The sequence below is a fragment of the Pseudomonas sp. MWU16-30316 genome, assembly GCF_020515645.1.
In the GTDB taxonomy this organism is placed as follows: domain Bacteria; phylum Pseudomonadota; class Gammaproteobacteria; order Pseudomonadales; family Pseudomonadaceae; genus Aquipseudomonas; species Aquipseudomonas cerasi.
The window spans coordinates 887,877-907,405 of record NZ_JAIZAZ010000001.1 but is presented as its reverse complement, the minus strand read 5'-3'; the positions used below and the strand labels follow the sequence as shown (position 1 = coordinate 907,405).

Annotated in this window: 16 protein-coding genes; 6 read left to right on the top strand and 10 right to left on the bottom strand. The window is 57.2% G+C overall.

The features are described 5' to 3' along the window. Positions 1 to 96 precede the first annotated feature (96 nt). The gene (locus LCH65_RS04210; protein WP_058397170.1) at positions 97 to 474 is read right to left on the bottom strand and encodes a DUF2784 domain-containing protein; all 378 of its coding nucleotides are present in this window, start codon (positions 472 to 474) and stop codon (positions 97 to 99) included. 316 nt (positions 475 to 790) lie between these two features. Here LCH65_RS04210 and LCH65_RS04205 point away from each other — a divergent pair, with 316 nt between their 5' ends. Continuing rightward, positions 791 to 949: a DUF3309 family protein gene (locus LCH65_RS04205; RefSeq protein WP_002552554.1), complete on the top strand. Its 159-nt coding sequence runs from the start codon at positions 791 to 793 to the stop codon at positions 947 to 949. A 117-nt stretch (positions 950 to 1,066) separates the two neighbouring features. On the opposite strand, the gene LCH65_RS04200 is transcribed toward LCH65_RS04205, so the two are convergent. The 3 genes from LCH65_RS04200 to LCH65_RS04190 all read right to left on the bottom strand — a co-directional run bounded on the left by LCH65_RS04200 (position 1,067) and on the right by LCH65_RS04190 (position 4,122). Further along, positions 1,067 to 2,725 carry a cation acetate symporter gene (locus LCH65_RS04200; RefSeq protein ID WP_003363323.1) on the bottom strand — a complete coding sequence of 553 codons (1,659 nt, stop codon included), beginning with the start codon at positions 2,723 to 2,725 and terminating at the stop codon, positions 1,067 to 1,069. Then, the gene (locus tag LCH65_RS04195; protein ID WP_003314526.1) at positions 2,722 to 3,033 is read right to left on the bottom strand and encodes a DUF485 domain-containing protein; all 312 of its coding nucleotides are present in this window, start codon (positions 3,031 to 3,033) and stop codon (positions 2,722 to 2,724) included. Before LCH65_RS04195 ends, LCH65_RS04200 begins: the two co-directional genes overlap by 4 nt. A 234-nt stretch (positions 3,034 to 3,267) precedes the next feature. Next, positions 3,268 to 4,122: a glycine betaine ABC transporter substrate-binding protein gene (locus tag LCH65_RS04190; RefSeq protein ID WP_003434310.1), complete on the bottom strand. Its 855-nt coding sequence runs from the start codon at positions 4,120 to 4,122 to the stop codon at positions 3,268 to 3,270. A 1,180-nt stretch (positions 4,123 to 5,302) separates the two neighbouring features. On the opposite strand from LCH65_RS04190, the gene LCH65_RS04185 reads away from it, so the two are divergent. The 3 genes from LCH65_RS04185 to LCH65_RS04175 all read left to right on the top strand — a co-directional run bounded on the left by LCH65_RS04185 (position 5,303) and on the right by LCH65_RS04175 (position 8,132). After that, positions 5,303 to 6,601 carry a hypothetical protein gene (locus LCH65_RS04185; protein ID WP_003363327.1) on the top strand — a complete coding sequence of 433 codons (1,299 nt, stop codon included), beginning with the start codon at positions 5,303 to 5,305 and terminating at the stop codon, positions 6,599 to 6,601. Beyond that, positions 6,594 to 7,406: a VacJ family lipoprotein gene (locus tag LCH65_RS04180; protein ID WP_003363329.1), complete on the top strand. Its 813-nt coding sequence runs from the start codon at positions 6,594 to 6,596 to the stop codon at positions 7,404 to 7,406. Before LCH65_RS04185 ends, LCH65_RS04180 begins: the two co-directional genes overlap by 8 nt. 135 nt (positions 7,407 to 7,541) lie before the next feature. Beyond that, on the top strand, positions 7,542 to 8,132 hold the full coding sequence (locus LCH65_RS04175) for a hypothetical protein (RefSeq protein WP_058397172.1): 591 nt from the start codon (positions 7,542 to 7,544) through the stop codon (positions 8,130 to 8,132). 33 nt (positions 8,133 to 8,165) lie between these two features. Here the strand turns inward: LCH65_RS04175 and LCH65_RS04170 are convergent, their stop codons facing one another. Continuing rightward, on the bottom strand, positions 8,166 to 9,074 hold the full coding sequence (locus LCH65_RS04170; protein WP_003434308.1) for a LysR family transcriptional regulator: 909 nt from the start codon (positions 9,072 to 9,074) through the stop codon (positions 8,166 to 8,168). A gap of 110 nt (positions 9,075 to 9,184) precedes the next feature. Between LCH65_RS04170 and LCH65_RS04165 the strand changes: the two genes are divergently transcribed. Together LCH65_RS04165 and LCH65_RS04160 are read left to right on the top strand one after the other, a co-directional pair. Continuing rightward, positions 9,185 to 10,387, top strand: coding sequence for an MFS transporter (locus LCH65_RS04165; RefSeq protein WP_003363337.1), 1,203 nt, complete (start codon positions 9,185 to 9,187; stop codon positions 10,385 to 10,387). A gap of 297 nt (positions 10,388 to 10,684) precedes the next feature. Then, positions 10,685 to 11,761, top strand: a complete 1,077-nt coding sequence (locus tag LCH65_RS04160; protein ID WP_003434306.1) for a diguanylate cyclase — start codon at positions 10,685 to 10,687, stop codon at positions 11,759 to 11,761. Positions 11,762 to 11,765: 4 nt separating this feature from the next. Here the strand turns inward: LCH65_RS04160 and LCH65_RS04155 are convergent, their stop codons facing one another. From LCH65_RS04155 to LCH65_RS04135, 5 genes are all read right to left on the bottom strand, one after another. Beyond that, on the bottom strand, positions 11,766 to 12,635 hold the full coding sequence (locus LCH65_RS04155; RefSeq protein WP_072366851.1) for a hypothetical protein: 870 nt from the start codon (positions 12,633 to 12,635) through the stop codon (positions 11,766 to 11,768). 694 nt (positions 12,636 to 13,329) lie between these two features. Further along, positions 13,330 to 14,061, bottom strand: coding sequence for a hypothetical protein (locus LCH65_RS04150; RefSeq protein WP_099266575.1), 732 nt, complete (start codon positions 14,059 to 14,061; stop codon positions 13,330 to 13,332). A 182-nt stretch (positions 14,062 to 14,243) separates the two neighbouring features. Then, complete coding sequence (locus LCH65_RS04145) at positions 14,244 to 14,513, bottom strand: LuxR C-terminal-related transcriptional regulator (protein WP_003363345.1); 270 nt, start codon at positions 14,511 to 14,513, stop codon at positions 14,244 to 14,246. A gap of 487 nt (positions 14,514 to 15,000) precedes the next feature. Next, positions 15,001 to 16,317 carry an MFS transporter gene (locus LCH65_RS04140; protein ID WP_003363347.1) on the bottom strand — a complete coding sequence of 439 codons (1,317 nt, stop codon included), beginning with the start codon at positions 16,315 to 16,317 and terminating at the stop codon, positions 15,001 to 15,003. Between the two features lie 952 nt (positions 16,318 to 17,269). After that, the gene (locus tag LCH65_RS04135) at positions 17,270 to 19,444 is read right to left on the bottom strand and encodes a TonB-dependent siderophore receptor (protein WP_226439183.1); all 2,175 of its coding nucleotides are present in this window, start codon (positions 19,442 to 19,444) and stop codon (positions 17,270 to 17,272) included. Positions 19,445 to 19,529 lie beyond the last annotated feature (85 nt).

Below are 19,529 nucleotides of genomic sequence, written 5' to 3'. Positions count from 1 at the left end.
AGCCTTGTGATGTGCAGGAGTTGCCTGAGTGTAATCACAGTGGAAGCGCCACAACCCCACCATCAAGACGCTGAATGCCTGGTGCAAACCGCAGCCCTATGAACGCCTCGCTCGTGTCACATACCGCACCAGCAACAGGCCATACACCGACACATTGAGCAGCACGACAATGCCGCCCAGCCAAAGCTGTATGCCCGGCGTAAGCCCGGCCGGGTAAATCAGCGGGATCAGATAATGCTCCACGAAGCCCCCGGTGTAGCCCTGCCCTCCAGCGTTGCTGCGCAGGGTGTTTTCCAGCGGTGTCAGCGGGCAATACAGGTGCAGAAACTCGACCGCTGTCCCCCAGGCCACAGCAGGAACGTGCAGCAGTGCCAGCCAGGGCCTTCTCAATACCAGCAGTCCGCCGAACAGGACGAACACAATGAACAGTAGATGAAACACGACCACGGCATCCGCCGCCACTCGATAAATCATCACGGTGTCCTCTTGTGGGCCATGCCTCAGGTAGAAAGTTCACGCCGCGCGGAGACTTTCCAGGGTGTTTAGTTCAATTATTTTCAAGACTGAATCAAACGCATCAGGTCAAAAAAAGACCGAGTTATTGTCAGACAAAAATGCGACAAACCCCTGATTTTCAATGATTTTCAAATATGTAATAAATTATTAAAAATAGATCGAACCTTTCTCCGACGCCCAGAGTCCGATGAGTCAAGCAGGCAACTTCATACCGTCCGGCATGACGTTTCAACTGCATCTGTTAATTAACACTAATGTAAAGAGGGAACTCACCATGGGCATCGGCACTATTCTTATCATCGTTCTGATTCTGCTGCTAGTTGGCGGTTTGCCAGTATTCCCGCACTCGCGCAGCTGGGGCTACGGTCCGTCGGGCATCATCGGTACGATCCTGGTGATCCTGCTGATTCTGGTGTTGCTCGGCAAGATATGACCTGCTGCTCCACGCAGCAGCGCATGTAGCCAATAAAAACCCCGCTTTTTCAAGCGGGGTTTTTTATCGGCCATGAAAAAGCAGCCCGAAGGCTGCTTCGTTCACAACAACCTGACCTTAGTGCGAAACCGCACCACTGGCACCCAGCCCCGTCTGCGAGCGGACGAATTGCGGGAAGAACAGCGCGCGTTCGCCCTCTGCCGCTTTCGACTTGTCGGTGATGGAGAAAAACCAGATACCTACGAAGGCGATGGCGATGGAGAACAGCGCCGGGTATTCGTAAGGGAAAATGGCTTTCTCGTGATGCAGGATCTGCACCCAGATGGTCGGACCCAGCACCATCAGCACCACTGCACTGATCAGGCCCATCCAGCCGCCGATCATGGCGCCACGGGTGGTCAGGTTTTTCCAGTACATGGAAAGCAACAGGATCGGGAAGTTGCAGCTTGCCGCGACCGAGAACGCCAGGCCCACCATGAAGGCGATGTTCTGGCTTTCAAAGGCAATACCCAGAAAGATCGCCACGACCGCCAAGGCGATGGTGGTAATTTTCGAGATACGGATCTCGTCCTTCTCGTTGGCTTTGCCTGCCTTGATGACGCTGGCATACAGGTCGTGGGAAACCGCCGAAGCACCCGCCAGAGTCAGACCGGCAACCACTGCCAGAATGGTGGCGAAGGCTACTGCCGAGATGAAGCCCAGGAACAGACTGCCACCGACCGCATCGGCCAGGTGAACCGCTGCCATGTTGTTACCGCCCAGCAAGGCGCCCGCTGCATCCTTGAACGCCGGATTGGTGCTGACCAGCAGGATCGCGCCAAAACCGATGATGAAGGTCAGGATGTAGAAGTAGCCGATAAAGCCGGTTGCGTAGAGCACTGACTTGCGGGCTTCCTTGGCATCGCTCACGGTGAAGAAGCGCATCAGGATGTGTGGCAGGCCTGCGGTACCGAACATCAGGGCCAGACCCAGCGAGAACGCCGAGATCGGGTCTTTCACCAGCCCGCCAGGGCTCATGATCGCCTCACCTTTGGGGTGAACCTTGATCGCTTCGGAGAACAGCATGTTGAAGTCGAAGTTGACGTGCTTCATGACCATCAGCGCCATGAACGACGCACCGGACAGCAACATCACCGCCTTGATGATCTGCACCCAGGTCGTGGCGAGCATGCCGCCGAACAGCACATAGAGGCACATCAGGATCCCGACCAACACCACCGCAACGGCGTAGTCCAGACCGAACAGCAGCTGGATCAGCTTGCCGGCACCGACCATTTGCGCAATCAGGTAAAACGCCACCACCACCAGCGAGCCGCAGGCAGACAGGGTACGAATTTCCTTTTGCTTGAGGCGGTACGAGGCCACGTCGGCAAAGGTGTATTTACCCAGGTTACGCAGGCGTTCGGCGATCAGGAACAGGATGATCGGCCAGCCCACCAGGAAGCCGATCGAGTAGATCAGGCCATCGTAGCCGGAGGTGTAGACCAGTGCGGAAATCCCCAGAAAGGAGGCTGCCGACATGTAGTCACCGGCAATCGCCAGCCCGTTCTGGAAACCGGTGATCTTGCCACCTGCGGAGTAATAGTCCGACGCGGTCTTGTTCTTTTTCGACGCCCAGTAGGTGATGTACAGCGTGAAGGCTACGAAGACCACGAACATGACGATCGCGGCGACGTTCAGGGGTTGCTTCTGCACTGCACCCGTCAACGCGTCTGCCGCCCAGAGGGTCGGCGCGAAGGCGGCCAGGCCAAGTGCTGCTGATAGGCGCCGGATCATTGCTGAGCCTCCTTCAGGATCGCGTTATTCAGGTCATCGAATTCACCGTTGGCACGACGAACATAGATGGCGGTCAATATAAACGCGGAAAGGATCAGCCCTACGCCTATCGGCATTCCCCAGGTAATGGTCGAAGTGGGACTCAGTTTGGCCCCCAGAATATGGGGTCCGTAAGCAATCAAAAGAATAAAGGCCGCATACAGGCCAAGCATGATCGCCGAGAGAATCCAGGCGAACCGCTCTCTTTTGGATACCAGCTCCTTGAAACGCGGGCTGTTTTGAATCGAGAGGTAAATGCTGTCGTTCATTGTTTTTGTCCTCGCAGCACAGATGAGATGTCACGTAATGCACTTTAGTCGGGTCCGGCGCGCACTCCAGACGACCTTAGTATTAGAACGACATTAGCTGCAGATAGCTCTTCTCGCACGGCCTGGACCCGCCGGCAGTCGGTCGCACCGAAAACACTCCGGGGCAGGAAAACAAAAGGCCGTCTGGCGATAACACCAGACGGCCTCGAGAACGGCTGTTCAGACACTTTGAGACTATTTGGCAGTCCATGCAGCAACACGGTCCGGGTGCTTGGCTACCCAGTCCTTGGCTGCAGCTTCAGGTTTGGCACCGTCCTGAATCGCCAGCATCACCTCACCGATTTCATCCTTGGATGCCCACTGGAATTTTTTCAGGAAGGCCACGACCTCAGGGGCTTTTTTCTCCAGGCCCAGGCTGCCAACGTTGTCTACGGTTTCAGCCTCACCGTAGACACCTTTCGGGTCGTCGAGGAAACGCAGCTTCCATTTGGCGAACATCCAGTGCGGCACCCAGCCGGTGACGACGATGGATTTCTTCGCCTTCTCGGCGCGGGTCAGCTCGGCAATCATGCCTGCGCCGGAGCTTGCCTGCAGTTTATAGCCGTCCAGACCATAGTCCTTGATAGCCTGATCGGTCTTGAGCATCACGCCCGAGCCCGCATCGATCCCGGTGATCTTCTTATTGAAGGAAGCATCGGTCTTCAGGTCTTCGATGGTTTTGGCCTTCACGTATTCAGGCACGATCAGGCCAATCTTGGCGTCCTTGAAGTTGGGGCCATAGTTGACGACCTGGTCCTTGTACTTGGCGTAGTACTCGCCATGCGTGCCTGGAAGCCACGCAGACAGCATCAGGTCGAGCTTGTCGGTGGCCACCGCCTGCCACATGATCCCTGCAGCGACAGACTGCAACTTGACGTCATAACCAAGCTTTTGCTTGATCACTTCGGAGGCCACGAAGGTGGTGGCGACACTGTCGGACCAGCCTTCCACATAGCCGATGGTCAGGGTCTTGGTTTCAGCAACCGCCAGCGTGGAGCTGACCGCAAGTACCAGAGCGGCACCCGCCCCCAGTATTTTTCGCATCATCATTGTCGCTTCCCCGGAAGTCTGCACCGACGGGTGTCGGGGCATGGTTAACGTTGTTCTCCAGACCGCCCCGCGCCCGACCTTGGGGCACGCGGCGCCTTGCACGTTTTTATCGCTGCCGCGCGCAATCAAACGCACTACAACGCCACACTGATCATCGACCTGCCGGCCAGGCGGGCATGCTCTGTCTGCGACACCGGGGCAATGGGAAACGACAACATCGAGCCATCAACGACAACGCACAGCGAAAAACGCCTCGATCCAGCCATCAACGGCAGGAGACGCACCGTTGTGTCCAATGGCGAGCGCCGAACCCCATACCATCGTCGTATAGACGACAGAGACTTGCGGCGCACCATTCCGGCTCATACTGCGAAGGAAACACGATGTGTTACCGCAGGTTTACGATCACCACCGTGAACGGGTAACACGGAAACATTTTTTCCGGCTCTCTGACTAACCGACAATCATCAGAATTCATAAATAGCTGATTTAAAAGGATTTTCAAAAACTGGCACGGGTCCTGCTATATCTCTGGTACAACAAAAACAAGAAATGATGCAGCAAACCAATAAAAATAAGACGTAACGGCTCTGACACAACAAGAACAAAACGGACAGAGGCGCAGCTAACAGATTTTTTTGGAGTGGACCCGCTTTACAGGGACCTTTCAATGGAAGGCCTCGCGACCGGACCGAGAACAATAAAACTACCGTCAGGTAGCTCCAGAACCGGTGGGATCAACCCGTTGTGCAGACAGGTGATTAAAGCGAATCAGCGCTCAAAAAAATACGTTTGCTCTTGACCCCGGATGGGGGTCGCACAACAACGCTGTAAAGGGACTGGCCGCCAACAACAATAACAGGCCGCCCTATAACAATAAAAAGAGCACGTGAACCACATTGGAGGAGAGCTACGGCTCTCCTTTGTGCTTTCCGCAAGCCGGAAAATTCGCCGCCAGGCCAGGGCCTGCCTACCTTTCCCAGCCCGTGCAAACGTCGCGCCGGGGCAGCAAATACACTAGCCATGCAAAAATAAACCGCATATCTGCATTGCAAAATCCAAAGAACGTGTATTGTTCCGTCATATTTACAGGGTTAACCGGTGGATGGGGCACTTTGGCACTACACCTTGGTCATAGCCTGCGTATCTCATCAGCACTTCTTTCCCAAGGGATTTAGTCATGCTCCGTTTTCTGCGCCTCGCCACCGTTATAGGTGGCTTGTGTTTAAGTGCGTCCGCTCTGGCAACCAATGTCGACTCCGCCACCTATGGCTACCCGCTGACTAATCCGTTTGAAGCGACCATTGCGACCACACCGCCCGATCTGCGCCCCGACCTGCCTGACGATGAAGATATCGATCAGGATGTCTACACCCTGAACCTGCATCCCGAGCGCGAGTTCACCCTGCCCGACAACTTCTGGGCAGTGAAAAAGTTGCACTATCGCCTGGCCAAACAGGACCACGCTGCACCGCTGATCTTCCTGATCGCCGGCACCGGCGCGCCGTATAACAGCACCATCAATGAATTCCTGAAAAAGCTCTATTACGGCGCGGGCTACCACGTCGTGCAGCTGTCTTCGCCCACCAGCTATGACTTCATGAGCTCGGCCTCGCGCTTTGCGACTCCCGGCGTCTCCACCGACGACGCAGAAGACATTTATCGCGTCATGCAGGCCATTCGGGCTCAGCAGGCGCAACTGCCGGTAACCGACTATTACCTGACCGGTTACAGCCTCGGCGCACTGAATGCTGCATTCGTCAGCAAGCTGGACGAAACCCGTCGCAGCTTCAACTTCAAGAAAGTCCTGCTGCTCAACCCGCCGGTCAATCTCTACACCTCGATCAGCAACCTCGACAAACTGGTGCAAACCAACGTCAAGGGCATCAACAACACCACTACGTTCTATGAACTGGTGCTGGCCAAGCTGACTCGCTACTTCCGCCAGAAGGGCTACATCGACCTCAACGATGCACTGCTGTTCGACTTCCAGCAGTCCAAGCAGCACCTGACCAATGAACAGATGGCGATGCTGATCGGTACCTCGTTCCGCTTCTCGTCGGCGGATATCGCGTTCACCTCCGACCTGATCAACCGTCGCGGTCTGATCACGCCACCGAAATTCCCGATCACCGAAGGCACCAGTCTGACGCCATTCCTCAAGCGTGCCCTGCAGTGCGACTTCGATTGCTACCTGACCGAACAGGTCATCCCGATGTGGCGCGCACGCACCGACGGCGGTAGCCTTCTGCAACTGGTCGACCAGGTCAGCCTCTACGCCCTAAAAGATTACCTGCACAGCAACACCAAGATTGCCGTCATGCACAACGCCGACGACGTGATTCTGGGCTCGGGTGACCTCGGCTTCCTGCGCAAGACCTTTGGCGATCGCCTGACCGTTTACCCGTACGGCGGGCATTGCGGCAACCTTAATTACCGCGTCAACACCGACGCCATGCTGGAGTTTTTCCGTGGCTAAACGTCTTTTACTTCTTGCCGCTCTGCTCTGTGCCGGCACAGTCCAGGCCGCTGACGCGGATACCAGCAACAAGGCTCAGCACCCGGCCACTGTGGCCCGTCAGACCGATGCTGACGGTTTCACCCAGCCGCTGAAGTCGCTGCAATTCAACCCGGGGCTGGATCAGCGTGAGTTCGAGCGCGCCTCCATCAACGCACTGGAAGTCTATGATCCGCTGGAATCCTGGAACCGCCGGGTTTACCACTTCAACTACCGTTTCGATGAATGGGTATTCCTGCCGGTCGTGGACGGCTACCGCTACATCACCCCTGGCTTCGTGCGCAGCGGTGTGAGCAACTTTTTCAGCAACCTGGGCGATGTCTCCAACCTGCTGAACAGCCTGCTGCAGTTCAAGGGCGAGCGCTCGCTGGACACCACTGGCCGTCTGCTGCTCAACACCACCATCGGCATCGCCGGTCTGTGGGACCCGGCGACCATGATGGGCCTGCCGCGTCAGAGCGAAGACTTCGGCCAGACGCTGGGCTTCTACGGTGTGCCTGCAGGGCCTTATCTGGTGTTGCCATTGTTCGGTCCATCGAACCTGCGTGACACCGGTGGCATGCTGTTCGACTACACGGCTGAAAACCAGATCAACTTCCTGAACGTGGCCGAAGTCAGCAACGACCATCCGGAAATCACCGTGTTGCGCGCCATTGATCGCCGTTACGTCACCAGCTTCCGTTACGGCCAGCTCAACTCGCCGTTCGAGTATGAAAAAGTGCGTTACGTCTACACCGAGTCGCGCAAACTGCAAATCGCCGAATAAGCGTAACGCAGCAAAACGACGGCCAGCCTGAGTGATCGGACTGGTCGTTTTTTTATGGGCACTTTTACCTGCCCGGTCACTCACATGCCTCAGGCGCAAACGCCTGTGTCATTAACAGACAAAAAAGGAATTTCCATGCGTTCTTTCGGTTTCAAGGCAATCGCTGTGTGTGTCGCACTGACAGCATGTCAGAGCATGGTCAGCGTTCAGGCTGCCACCAAGCCGCAGGCTGCTGCGCCCACCGCTGCTGCGGTGCAAAACGCTTCACTGCTGGGCGGCAAACTGACCTTCACCATTCCTGCGGGCTACGTACAGGGCGAGATGCCCGAGATTGACGCAAAAGCCAAGGCCCAGGGTGTGACGGGGTCGCTGTACACCAATGCGGCTGAAAAGCGCGTGTTGATCGTTACCGAAACGCCGATGCCAATGGGCGTGCAGGCCAGCGATAACGACGGTGTAGTACTTGATGGACTGGTCACCGGCATCCTTGCCCAGCAGAGTACCGGCTACAAAGACTTCAAAAAACTGGGTGACAAGAAGATCGTCAAGAAGAACGGTCTTGGTGTGCGCCAGCTGGACACCTCAGCGACCATGAGCGACGCCCAGGTGCTGAGCACATCGATCGTCGCTGCATCGGGTACCCGCGCAGCGGTGCTGAACGTGGTCTCCAATGCAAAGAATCCGAAAGAGCATGCTGCGCTGGTGAAGACTGTCATCGGCCAGTGATCTGCGCGGACCGGTCAGCCGGTCCGATACGACTCAGTCCACCCGCAACGCCTCTGACAACCGCTCGACCAGCACCTGCACCTTGGGCAGGGACTCGCGGTTACGCGGCCAGGCCAGGTGCAAGGCCAGGCCATCGGTGGCCAGTTGCGGGAGGATCTCCACCAATTCGCCGCGCTGCAGCTGCTCCCTGATCAACCAGGTTGCCAGCTGGGCAATTCCCCATGCCGACGTCACCGCTGCCACCTGGGCCTCTGCGTTGCCGATAACCAGTCGTGCTTCTACAGCGCGTGCCTCCCGCTGCCCCTGCTCATCGACAAACAGCCAGGGGCTGGTACTGCCATCGCCACGGCCAAACAGAATGCAGGCATGACTGGCCAGGTCCTCGAACGTATGCGGGGTGCCGTGACGCTGCAGATACGCCGGTGCAGCGCAGAAGATCACCCGCTCGGTGCCCAGATACCGGTGCGCGACGCCTGCGGGCCAGACCCGTGGACCACCGATACGCACGGCCAGGTCGATGCCCTCTTCAAGGATATCGACGAAACGGTCGGTGAAGGTTATTCGCGGGCGCAACTTGTGATGCTGCCCGGTGAAGGCAAGAATCAACGGCAGCGCATGCAAACGGCCGAAGGTCGCAGGCAGATCGATGCGCAATTGTCCGGCGGGCTCTGTGCGTTGAGCCGCCAGCGCAGTTTCAGCAGCCTCCAGGTCGGCAAGCATCCGCACGCACACGGTGTGATAGGCCGCGCCCTCCTCCGTCAGCGCCAGACTGCGAGTAGTCCGCTCGAACAGGCGCATGCCGAGACGGCTTTCCAGGCGCGCCACACTTTTACTGACCGCAGAATTGGTCAGGTTCAAGCGTTCAGCGGCTGCGGTAAAGCTTCCCGCGTTGGCAACGGCAACGAACGTTTCGATACCTTTGAGGCGGTCAGTCGACAGCACATGAAACCTCGATTAGTGAAATTCAATCCATAATGCAGGGAAAATTTACCAAAGATAGGAATTCTTTTCTGCAATAAGCTGGCGGACTTATTTTTTACGGGGTCTGTACCATGCCTTCTCTGGAAACCACTGCTGCCGGCACCCGCAGCGAAAGCTCGACCGGTGCCGGTTTGTCCATCGCGATTCTGGCCCTGGCCGGCTTCGTGATCGTCACCACAGAATTTCTCATTATCGGTCTGCTGCCTTCAATGGCCCGCGATCTGGGAATTTCCATATCAACTGCCGGTTTGCTGGTGACGCTGTTCGCCTTCACGGTGATGCTCTTTGGCCCACCGCTGACGGCCATGCTCTCGCACCTGGACCGCAAGCGCACGTTCATCGTCATTCTGCTGATCTTCGCCGCCTCCAACGCACTGGCGGCGGTGTCGAGCAACATCTGGGTGCTGGCGCTGGCGCGGTTCATTCCGGCATTGGCCTTGCCGGTGTTCTGGGGCACGGCCAGTGAAACGGCAAGTCTGCTGGCCGGACCCAAGCGCGCCGGCAAGGCCGTTGCGCAGGTGTACCTCGGCATCTCGGCTGCCATGCTGTTCGGTATTCCGCTGGGTACAGTATTTGCCGATGCCGTGGGCTGGCGCGGCGCATTCTGGGCGCTGACGCTGCTATCAGCGTTGATGGCCCTGTTGCTGGCACTGTCGATGCCCCGTATCGAACCTACTGCAAAGGTCGGCCTCGCCGAGCAGGCAAAAATTCTCCGGGATCCGTTTTTCCTCTCCAACCTGCTGCTGTCCATCCTGCTGTTCACGGCCATGTTCGGTGCCTATACCTACCTGGCTGACACGCTGGAACGCATCGCAGGCATCGAATCGGCTCAAGTGGGATGGTGGTTGATGGGCTTCGGCGCGGTCGGCCTGATCGGTAATGCACTGGGGGGACGTTATGTGGACCGCAGCCCCCTCGGCTCGACCATGGCCTTTGCGCTGCTGCTCGCACTGGGCATGACCGCAAGCGTACCCGCCGCAGGCTCCATGCCGCTGCTGGCCGTGGTGCTGGTGATTTGGGGCATCGCGCATACGGCGCTGTTTCCAATCTGCCAGATCAGGGTGATGAAAGCAGCGCCTCAGGCCCAGGCACTGGCAGGGACCCTGAATGTCTCGGCCGCCAATGCCGGCATCGGCCTGGGCTCGATCATCGGAGGCCTTACCATCGAGCACCTGGGCCTGGGTGCCGTAGGGTATGTCGCCGCTGTTGTTGCGCTGCTGTCCATTGCCGTCGCATGGATGACCAGCATTCAGAAAAACAAGGCACCGTTATAACCGCCTGACTGTCGCTTTATTGAACTCGCCGGGCAGTGTGTCTGCAAACACCCAGACACCCTGCCCCGGTTATTTAACGTGTGTTGAATTATATATCGTCATATTTTTGAACAGGCTTTAGCACTGTTTCTGTCATTTAATTGACTTTTAAACAGTGATCTTTCCTCACCATGTAGCTATTTGACACCTCCAGGCAAAATACACTTCCCTTGCCACTAGCGAACGCTCAAACTCCAGCCTTTCGGTCAGGTGGTGGCGGTTTCTGACCGATTCAAAAGTAATGTCCGGTAAGCACCTATGAGCACCTATCACCGCAAAGGGATGGCATTCGCCAAGCGGATCTACGCCCCGAGATCACTCGGTGTAAGCGTTGGTTTTGTGACGGTTGCTGTGTCTTTATATTACGTGAATGCTGCACACTGGCTGTGGTTGTTGGCGCTGTTCAACGCTCTGGTATGGCCGCACGTTGCCTACCAGATTGCAAGAAAGTCGCGCGAGCCCTATGAAGCCGAATGGCGCAATTTGCTTTTCGATTCGCTGTTGGGCGGTTTCTGGGTGGGTGCGATGGGTTTCAGTGCGGTTCCCGGGGTCACCGTCCTTGCCATGATGGCCATGCATAACATGGCCGCCGCCGGGCCACGCCTGATGCTCCAGGGCTTATGCGCACAGGCACTGGGCGTGCTGATTTCACTGGCCGCGCTCAACCCTGTGATCAATCTGCACGGCAACATGGCGCAGATCTATGCCTGTCTTCCTGTACTGGTGATCTACCCCATTTTCATTGGCTGGCTGAGCCATCAGGTCACCCTCAAGCTGTGGGAACACCGCAACATCCTGCGCAAGGTAAGCCGCACAGACAGCCTCACCGGCCTGCTCAATCATGGCGCATGGAAGGACCTGCTTGACCTGAAGTACGCCAGTAACCAAGGCGCGTATCAGGAGTGCGTCATCGCGCTGATCGATATCGATCACTTCAAGGTCATCAACGACACTTATGGCCACCTGATGGGCGACACGGTGCTGCAGAGTATCAGCGAAGCACTGATAGAAAACCTGCGCGACTCCGACTTGATCGGGCGTTGTGGCGGCGATGAATTCTGCGTCATTCTGCCCGATACCAGCTTGTTTCAGGCAAAGGAAATCCTTGAGCGCCTGCGCCTGGCGATAGATGAAATGACCTATACCCTGCATTGCGATCTCAAGGTCAGCCTCAGTATCGGCATTGCCGCCTACTCCCCTGAAATGCCGGATGCCTCCTCGTGGCTGCATGAAGCAGACAAAGCCCTGTATCTGGCTAAAAGCACCGGTCGCAACCGCGTAGTCAGCCCTCAGGATGCGCCGTCAGACCACCAGTCGCTTGGCGCACAGGCCTGATCCGTCAACGCTTGTGCTTGAACAGCATGTCGAACAGGGATGAGAAACTCTTGACCCCCATCGCCTTGAAGAACGCCTCGCGCATATCGGCACGCAGGCTTTCCAGAGTGATTTCCTTGGGTTTGGTGGATTTTTTCACGGCGGTCGTTTCTTGGGTGTCTCCTTCGCCGGGCGTGTATTTCTCCTTGGACAGCGTCCTTATGTAGTCGCTCTTCTGGCTTTTATAGGTCGCGAAATCTGCGCCCAGTTGCTCGTCTCTTTCCCCCGCCGTTGAAAACCTGTTGATGACTTTTTCCATGAACTCAAAATTATTGTGGCCTATAGACCCGTAGTCCTTGTCGGTGATGAAGCGAACAAACCCCTGATCCAGCCGCGTTGTTTTTAACCCATCGCTTTCGGTAATACGCTTGGCGGTGGCCGCGTGCGACTCGGTAAAACTGTAGAACACCTTGTGGCCTTCCATGTCATATGTTTTGCCCTGGTTCTGGCGGCCCCATATTCTTCCATCATCTTTCTCTCTGTACGAGGCCAGTCCAAAAGCCAGATCATCAACATAGCCTAGATCAGCTCCCTGAGCGCTCGCCCACTCGTAAACATCACCCAGCAGCCTGCGATCATCCCGGGTTAAAAAAAACGCCTCGGGCATGGACATTCCACATTCGGCTTTTCCCAGCATGGGCGCAGAACCAGCAGAGTCCGCGCCCCCAAATACCCTGTGTTTCAGGAGGGCCTGGCCGCTGATGGTCACCGCAGAGTCTGGAGAGGTTGATCGGAGGGGGGAATTGGCAATTGAGGGCATGTTTTTTGCCGCTCTTTTATCGTCAAGTTGTTGCGCGGCTATCAGTGCATCTGCTCCGGAACTTATGACTCGCATGACGTTGGCTCCTGCCCCGAAAGATCCCTGGCGGTTCTCGCCAGGGATTAACAATCAATACGTTAAATGAAAGGTGACTGTTTCTGGCCCGGCAGGCTTGCTTTGCCAAGGTCCACTTTCAGCGCTGTGCCTAATCATGACGTCGGAGGCATAGCTAAAACCAAGACTGTTGAACCTCTCAGTACTGCCAGGCACGCCTGGCGTTATAGAGATACAATCAGAATCATGTACACCGCCTCTCCTAAAACAAAGATTTGCGCGTTCGTTCACGCTTTCCGGAAAAGTAGTCGCGGTCCAGGAAATCTTTTGCAACCGAGAGTTATTCGCCGCGCCGCGGGGGTAGTCAGCCAATCTCAATTGGTGTCGAGAAAACGCACTGTGACCAGGCCCATTGATAAACGTCGGCGTTCGGGTAGTCGTAACAGAATAATCGCCCGCCTGGCTGGCAGCCGACACTAACAACACAAGCAAGGGTGCTATTTTTTTCATGGATATTACTCCAATATTTATAAATCAAATTCATCGACTGTGCGAAAGCCGCAGGCTTGAACGCATCTGCACGAACCGTTATTTTTTATCATTCACCGAGCGCGCTAACGCGCACTCTGATTAAACATGTTTTTTTAGAAAAGACCTGAAGCGCTTGTAAAACCTCATCAACCGACTGGTATAAATACCCACGTCCGAGACCTGATTAGCCACACGCTTGATCGATGGAAAGTTCAAATGAGGACAGGTTATCCAACAGCCACTCAGGCGTATGCCTCTCAAGCAATGTGCCGATGGGCTGCTGCTTTATCAGTGCGCCATAGAGGGCTTCTTCATGATCGAGGTGTGCTTGCTGAACAGCGCGATAGTTGAGCGGATAGATGCTCTTCTCGATGGGCAACAGCCGGTCGAAGTGTTCGAGCAGACCATGAAAGACGATTCGCCGTTCGACGGTATTGCGCGTGGTAGCAATGAGTTTGACGAAGTACTCACTGTCCTGAGCTCGCAGCGCTTCGCTGGCGGCATAACGCTCGACCAGCGTGTGCGGCGATGGCTCATCGAATACGATGCAGCACAGGTCTTCGCGCACCAGGCCCTTGAACGGGTTCTCGGCTTCTGACCGACGGCCGTGCAGGCCCAGTGCGAATTGTACGGCGCGCTCGGCCAGCCATTGACGCTTACGGCCCTCAAGTCGGGTAACCTCTTCGAGTAACGGTGCCTGACGCCCCTGCGAACGAAGCTGCCGACAGAGTTTGGCAAACAGGCCAACAGGGCCGGACAGCTTTGCCTGTTGCTCGGCAAGTTGCGTCACCGAAAGCGCGGACTGCCGGGTTGCCAGATGCTGGAAGTCCGTTGTCATATTAAAATCAGGCCGCTGCGGATCCAGCCGCAACGCCGTGTCGGCACCTGACTCGCCCCGAACAAAACAAACAGTCATGAGTGGCTCCTTTTTTATTGTTTACAGTTCGTCGTGCGAGCAGGTTTCGGATATTCCTTTCTGCAGACAGCCGGGAAACAGTGGCCGACAGCAGTCACAGAGCAGCACGGTATTATTGATTGCACCGCAAAACGTCAGCAGTGCTCATTGCATTAACACGTTACAGGTTGCGACAAGACACATTATGTATGTGCTGGCTCGCTACGCAATCCGACAGATGTAGGGGGTCGGGCAGTGTTCCCCGGAAGCAATAGAGATACGCACCTGGCCATGAGCTCGGCACGCGTCCTTACCTGATTCTTTCTTAGCAGCGAAGATACGTGATCGCGAACGGTGTAGTCACTGATACTGAGCTGCCTGGCAATTTCCTTGTTCGTACATCCCTGCAACAACAGGCCAAGAACCTCCTGCTCTCTCATTGTCACCCACATGATACTTCCCCTTGCCATCATTTTGCCTAATAGGCAAATTTGTAGGATGTTTCTTACATTCGTCTTCCATGACCCAAACAGTCAATCGGCACAGAAATCATTTTATTTAGTCTTGTTTTGCATAAACACGAGATACACCTTCAAAGTCCTGCAATACAGCCGAAAGCTGTAAGAAAAATCTTCAATAATAAAATATTGAGGAAAGCTCCTACATGAAACGCGGAATAATTACGCCTACCAACGTATCGACACTGCGAATGATCCACCTGAAGAAACATTTCCCACAGGCACGACCCAAGAGCACATTAGATAAATAACGTAAACAGTATAGAGAGGCGCAAGATAGACTTGAGGAAACGGAATTACAATCACTTGTTACAATTGAAAGCGTCGGGTGCCAGGAACTTTTCGCTCATATTTGAACGGCTACTCACCCCACAGCAGAGGTGAGCAGCGGATGTCGCCGGTCTCTGCGAGAACGGCATTCGCCGTGTCAACCGGCCTGGTGTTATCCGGCTTTACCGCTTGCCAGGTCATCCACCACCACGCCCCGGCGCACACCGAATACCGCAGCGGTCATCAGGCCTGTGGCGCCCATGATCAGGCTATACAGCACGCACACCCAGATATTCCAGGGCATCAGAGCAATCAGCATCAATGGCGTGGTGCTGGCCCAGAAGGCGTAGGCGATGTTGTAAGTGAACGAGATGCCTGACACCCGGATGTTCGCCGGGAAAAGTCCGACCATCACCGACGGCACCACACCGACAATCCCGCACGCCAGCCCGGCAATCGCGTAGGCGATGCCCAGTGGCATCCATTGCTCGATGAGGCTGGTGTAAAGCACGCCAATGCCCATCGGCATCAGCAGGCTGTAGAACATGATGCCGCGCCAGGCGCCGATGCGGTCGACCAGCATGCCTGCCAACACACAGCCTATATTGAGAAACACGATGCCGACGGCGCTCAGGGCAAAGGTATCGCTGGCGCTGATACCGAAGCGCTGCTGCATGACGGTCGGGGTGATCACCACCAATACCACCACTGCGGAGGTCAGCACAAAGGTCAGCAGCGCAGCAGGCAGCAAGGATTTGCGGTGCTCACGCAGGACCTGGCCAAGTGGCAGCGTTGTCAGATGTTCACGCTGGGCATGCATCGCGATAAATACCGGGGTTTCGTTCAACCAGCGGCGCAACCAGACGCCCACCACGCCGAATACTCCACCGAGCAGGAACGGAATACGCCATGCCCAGTCGAGGATTTCGCCAGGGCTGAAGACCCGTGCCAGCCATGTCGCGGTCAGTGCACCCAGCAGGTACCCGAACGTCAGGCCGGCTTGCAGTACACCCAGTGCATAGCCGCGGTGCCCCTTGGGCGCGTGTTCTGCCACGAATACCCAGGCGCTTGGCACTTCGCCGCCCACAGCGGCCCCTTGCAGGATGCGCAGCGCCAGCAGCACCAGCGGCGCCCAGTAACCGATCTGTGCGTAGGTGGGCATGATGCCGATCAGCAGACAAGGCAGGGCCATCATCAGAATGCTCAGGCTGAACACGCGCTTGCGGCCCAGCCGGTCGGCGAAGTGCGCCATGAGAATCCCGCCCAGCGGGCGCGCCAGATAGCCGGTCACGAAGATCCCGAAGCTTTGCAGCAGACGCAGCCACTCGGGCATGTCGGGTGGGAAAAACAGCTGGCTGAGGGTCAGTGCAAAGAATACGAAAATGATGAAGTCGTAGATTTCCAGCGCCCCACCCAGCGCCGCAAGACTCAGGGTCTTGTAGTCGCCTTTGGTAAAAGGTTGCGGAGTGGATTGAACGATGGCCGTCATGACGCCCCCGAAACATGGCTGAAAAAAGCGCCTGGCGCTCACAGGGCGCGAAGAATAGCAAAGCTTGCGGGCGCACTGATACGAAGCTGAGGCCTGTAGCGGGAACGATGATCGCAACTATCGTGCGACGCTCTGCGTCGCATGCCGTTCCGGACGCTCCGCATCCTCTTGACGACGCAGAGCGTCGAGAACTGCACTCCCACGCTGGAGCGTGAGGAACGATCACTTCAACTATCGTGCGGCGCTCCGCGTCGCATGCCGTGCCGGACGCTCCGCGTCCTCTTGACGACGCAGAGCGTCGAGAACTGCATTCCCACGCTGGAGCGTGAGGAACGATCACTTCAACTATCGTGCGGCGCTCCGCGTCGCATGCCGTTCCGGACGCTCCGCATCCTCTTGACGACGCAGAGCGTCGAGAACTGCACTCCCACGCTGGAGCGTGAGGAACGATCACTTCAACTATCGTGCGGCGCTCCGCGTCGCATGCCTTTCCGGACGCTCCGCATCCTCTTGACGACGCAGAGCGTCGAGAACTGCATTCCCACGCTGGAGCGTGCGGAACGATCATCGCAACTATCGTGCGGCACTCCGCGTCGCATGCCGTTCCGGACGCTCCGCGTCCTCTTGACGACGCAGAGCGTCGAGACCTGCATTCCCACGCTGGAGCGTGAGGAACGAGCACTTCAGCTATCGTGCGACGCTCTGCGTCGCATGCCGTGCCGGACGCTCCGCATCCTCTTGACGACGCAGAGCGTCGAGAACTGCATTCCCACGCTGGAGCGTGAGGAACGATCACTTCAACTATCGTGCGGCGCTCCGCGTCGCATGCCGTTCCGGACGCTCCGCGTCCTCTTGACGACGCAGAGCGTCGAGAACTGCATTCCCACGCTGGAGCGTTTGGAACGAGAATCCCGACGATCGTGCCAACGCTCCTTGCAGTAGAGCCCGTCCACTAAAAGTTGACAGTGGCCGACAATCTCGCCGTTCTGGGTGCGCCCATGAACAGGTAGTCGTCACCCAGATACTCCCCGGCATCACGCCAGTAGCGTTTGTCGAAGAGGTTGTCGACGGTCAGGCGCAGGACCGTGTCGTAGCCGCTGATTCGGGTGCTGTAACGGCTGCCGATATTGAACAGTGTGTAGTCATTGACCTGCACGGAGCCTTCACGGTCAGCGTACTTGCTGGCGCTGTACTGCATCCCGCCGAGTAAGGCGAGCCCGGGCACCGGCAGGCTGTAGTCAGCTTGCAGGCTGCCACGGTATCTGGGCACATTGAGGGCCTGATGATCGTCATAGGCCTCGGTGCCGCTGTCTTCAACGCGCGCCCGGATGGCCGCCGCACTGGCGGATATCTGCAGGCGGTCGGTCACCCAGCCACTCGCCCCCAGTTCAAGCCCGGTGTTTTTCTGCTCGCCTTGCTGCACATAGGTAAACGTGCCGTCATCGTTGGGCCTGGAGTACTGATACGCCTGGCGGGCCTGAAACACTGCGGCGGTCAGGCTCATGCGCTGCCAGTCATACTTGATACCGGCTTCCAGCTGTCGGGATACGGTCGGCGCAAGAATTTCACTGGCATTGGTGGTGAACCACGCCGCTGTCCCGCCCAGCGACAGGCCCTTGCTGTAGCTGGTGTAGAGCGAAACGTTGTCCACCGGCTTGTAGATCAGCGCCGCCTGAGGCAGAAACACATAGCGCTCGGTGTGTCGCGCATCGCTGCCGTCCTCGTTGAACGCCTGTTCGTCGAGCCGCACCCCGCGTCCGCCCAGCACGGTTTGCCAGTGCTCGTTGAAACTGATTCGGTCGGTGGCAAACAGCCCGTACTGGCGGCTGTCCAGACGACGCTCTGTGTGCGCAAGCGCCAGAGTCGAGGGGGCCGCTTGCTCGGGCGCCTCATTGATATTGCCCGAGCCGACGAATTCGTTGAAGGTCCCGCGCGTATCGACCGTTCGGCGGTAGGCACTGCTGCCGAAGGTCAGTTCGTGCCCCAGCGATCCGGTAGTGAATGTGCCGGACATGGCCGCTTCGACTTCATCGTTGCGACGCGTGTCGTCCGGGCTGCGGAAATCATAGATGTCATAACCACCCTCGGCACTGAAGTGGTTGGGCACCGCTTGCCCTGCGCAACTGGCCGAGCCGTAGCAACCCCACGCAAAGGCACTGTAGTCATCGATGACCACACGACTGCGTGAAGCGCTGAGACTGCCCTTCCAACTGTCATCGAATCGATATTCGAAACGTCCATTCATGTTCAGCGAGTCGATACCGACCGGATTGGACCAGTTCTGGTAGCCCAGCAGTTTACGTGGTGAGGCATCGTGAGGCAGCGCAGTACCGCCCAGAAGCTGATAACCGGGCACCGAGCGCTGCTCTTTGGTCTGGTACTCGACGTCGAGTTGCAGCAGCGCGCGCTCGCTGATGTTCCAGTCGAACGCCAGCGAGGCGAAATCGCGCTGGCCATCGGCGTGTTCGACATACGAGCGAATGTCTTCGTGGGCAAGGTTGGCGCGCAGGCCAAACTGTTGCTCGCTGCCGAACCAGCCACCGACGTCGGTGGCGATGTAACGTTCACCGTGCTCGTTGGTCGAGACCGTGACCGACCGGACGTCCTGCGCCCGCTTGGTCTGATAGTTGATGACGCCACCGGGCTCGGCCACACCGCTCTGCAGGCCGGAGAGCCCTTTGAGCAACTCGACCTGCTGCTTGTTCTCCAGCGCTACGTTCTGCTCACCGGCAATGCTGCGGCCGTTGATGCGATAACTGTTGGCGGCGTTCAACGAAAACCCGCGCACCACAAAGTTTTCGTAATAGCCCACTGGTGCATAGCCGTCGCCGACCGACGCATCGTTGCGCAGCACTTCACTCAGCAGCTTTGCCTGACGGTCCTCGATCAGCGCAGCGCTGAACACCGACACCGAGGCCGGCGTGTCCAGCAGAGAGGCCTGATCCAAGCCGAAGATCGACGCCCGCTCTGCTTTATAGTCGCCGGTGCTTTCCGGCTCGCTGAACCCAGTGACATTGACCGCATCCAGGCTGACCACTTCTGCGGCCAGCAACGGCGAGGCAACCGCCATACCCAACGGTAACAATCGCCAGGCGTGGCGCATGGCAGGTCGGTAAGGCGTTCTCATCGAGCAGACTCCGAAAGGACAGATGCCTGGACAGACGCGACGCACCTTCCGGCAGGGGGCCAACCTTTTACGTTCACTGCCGGTT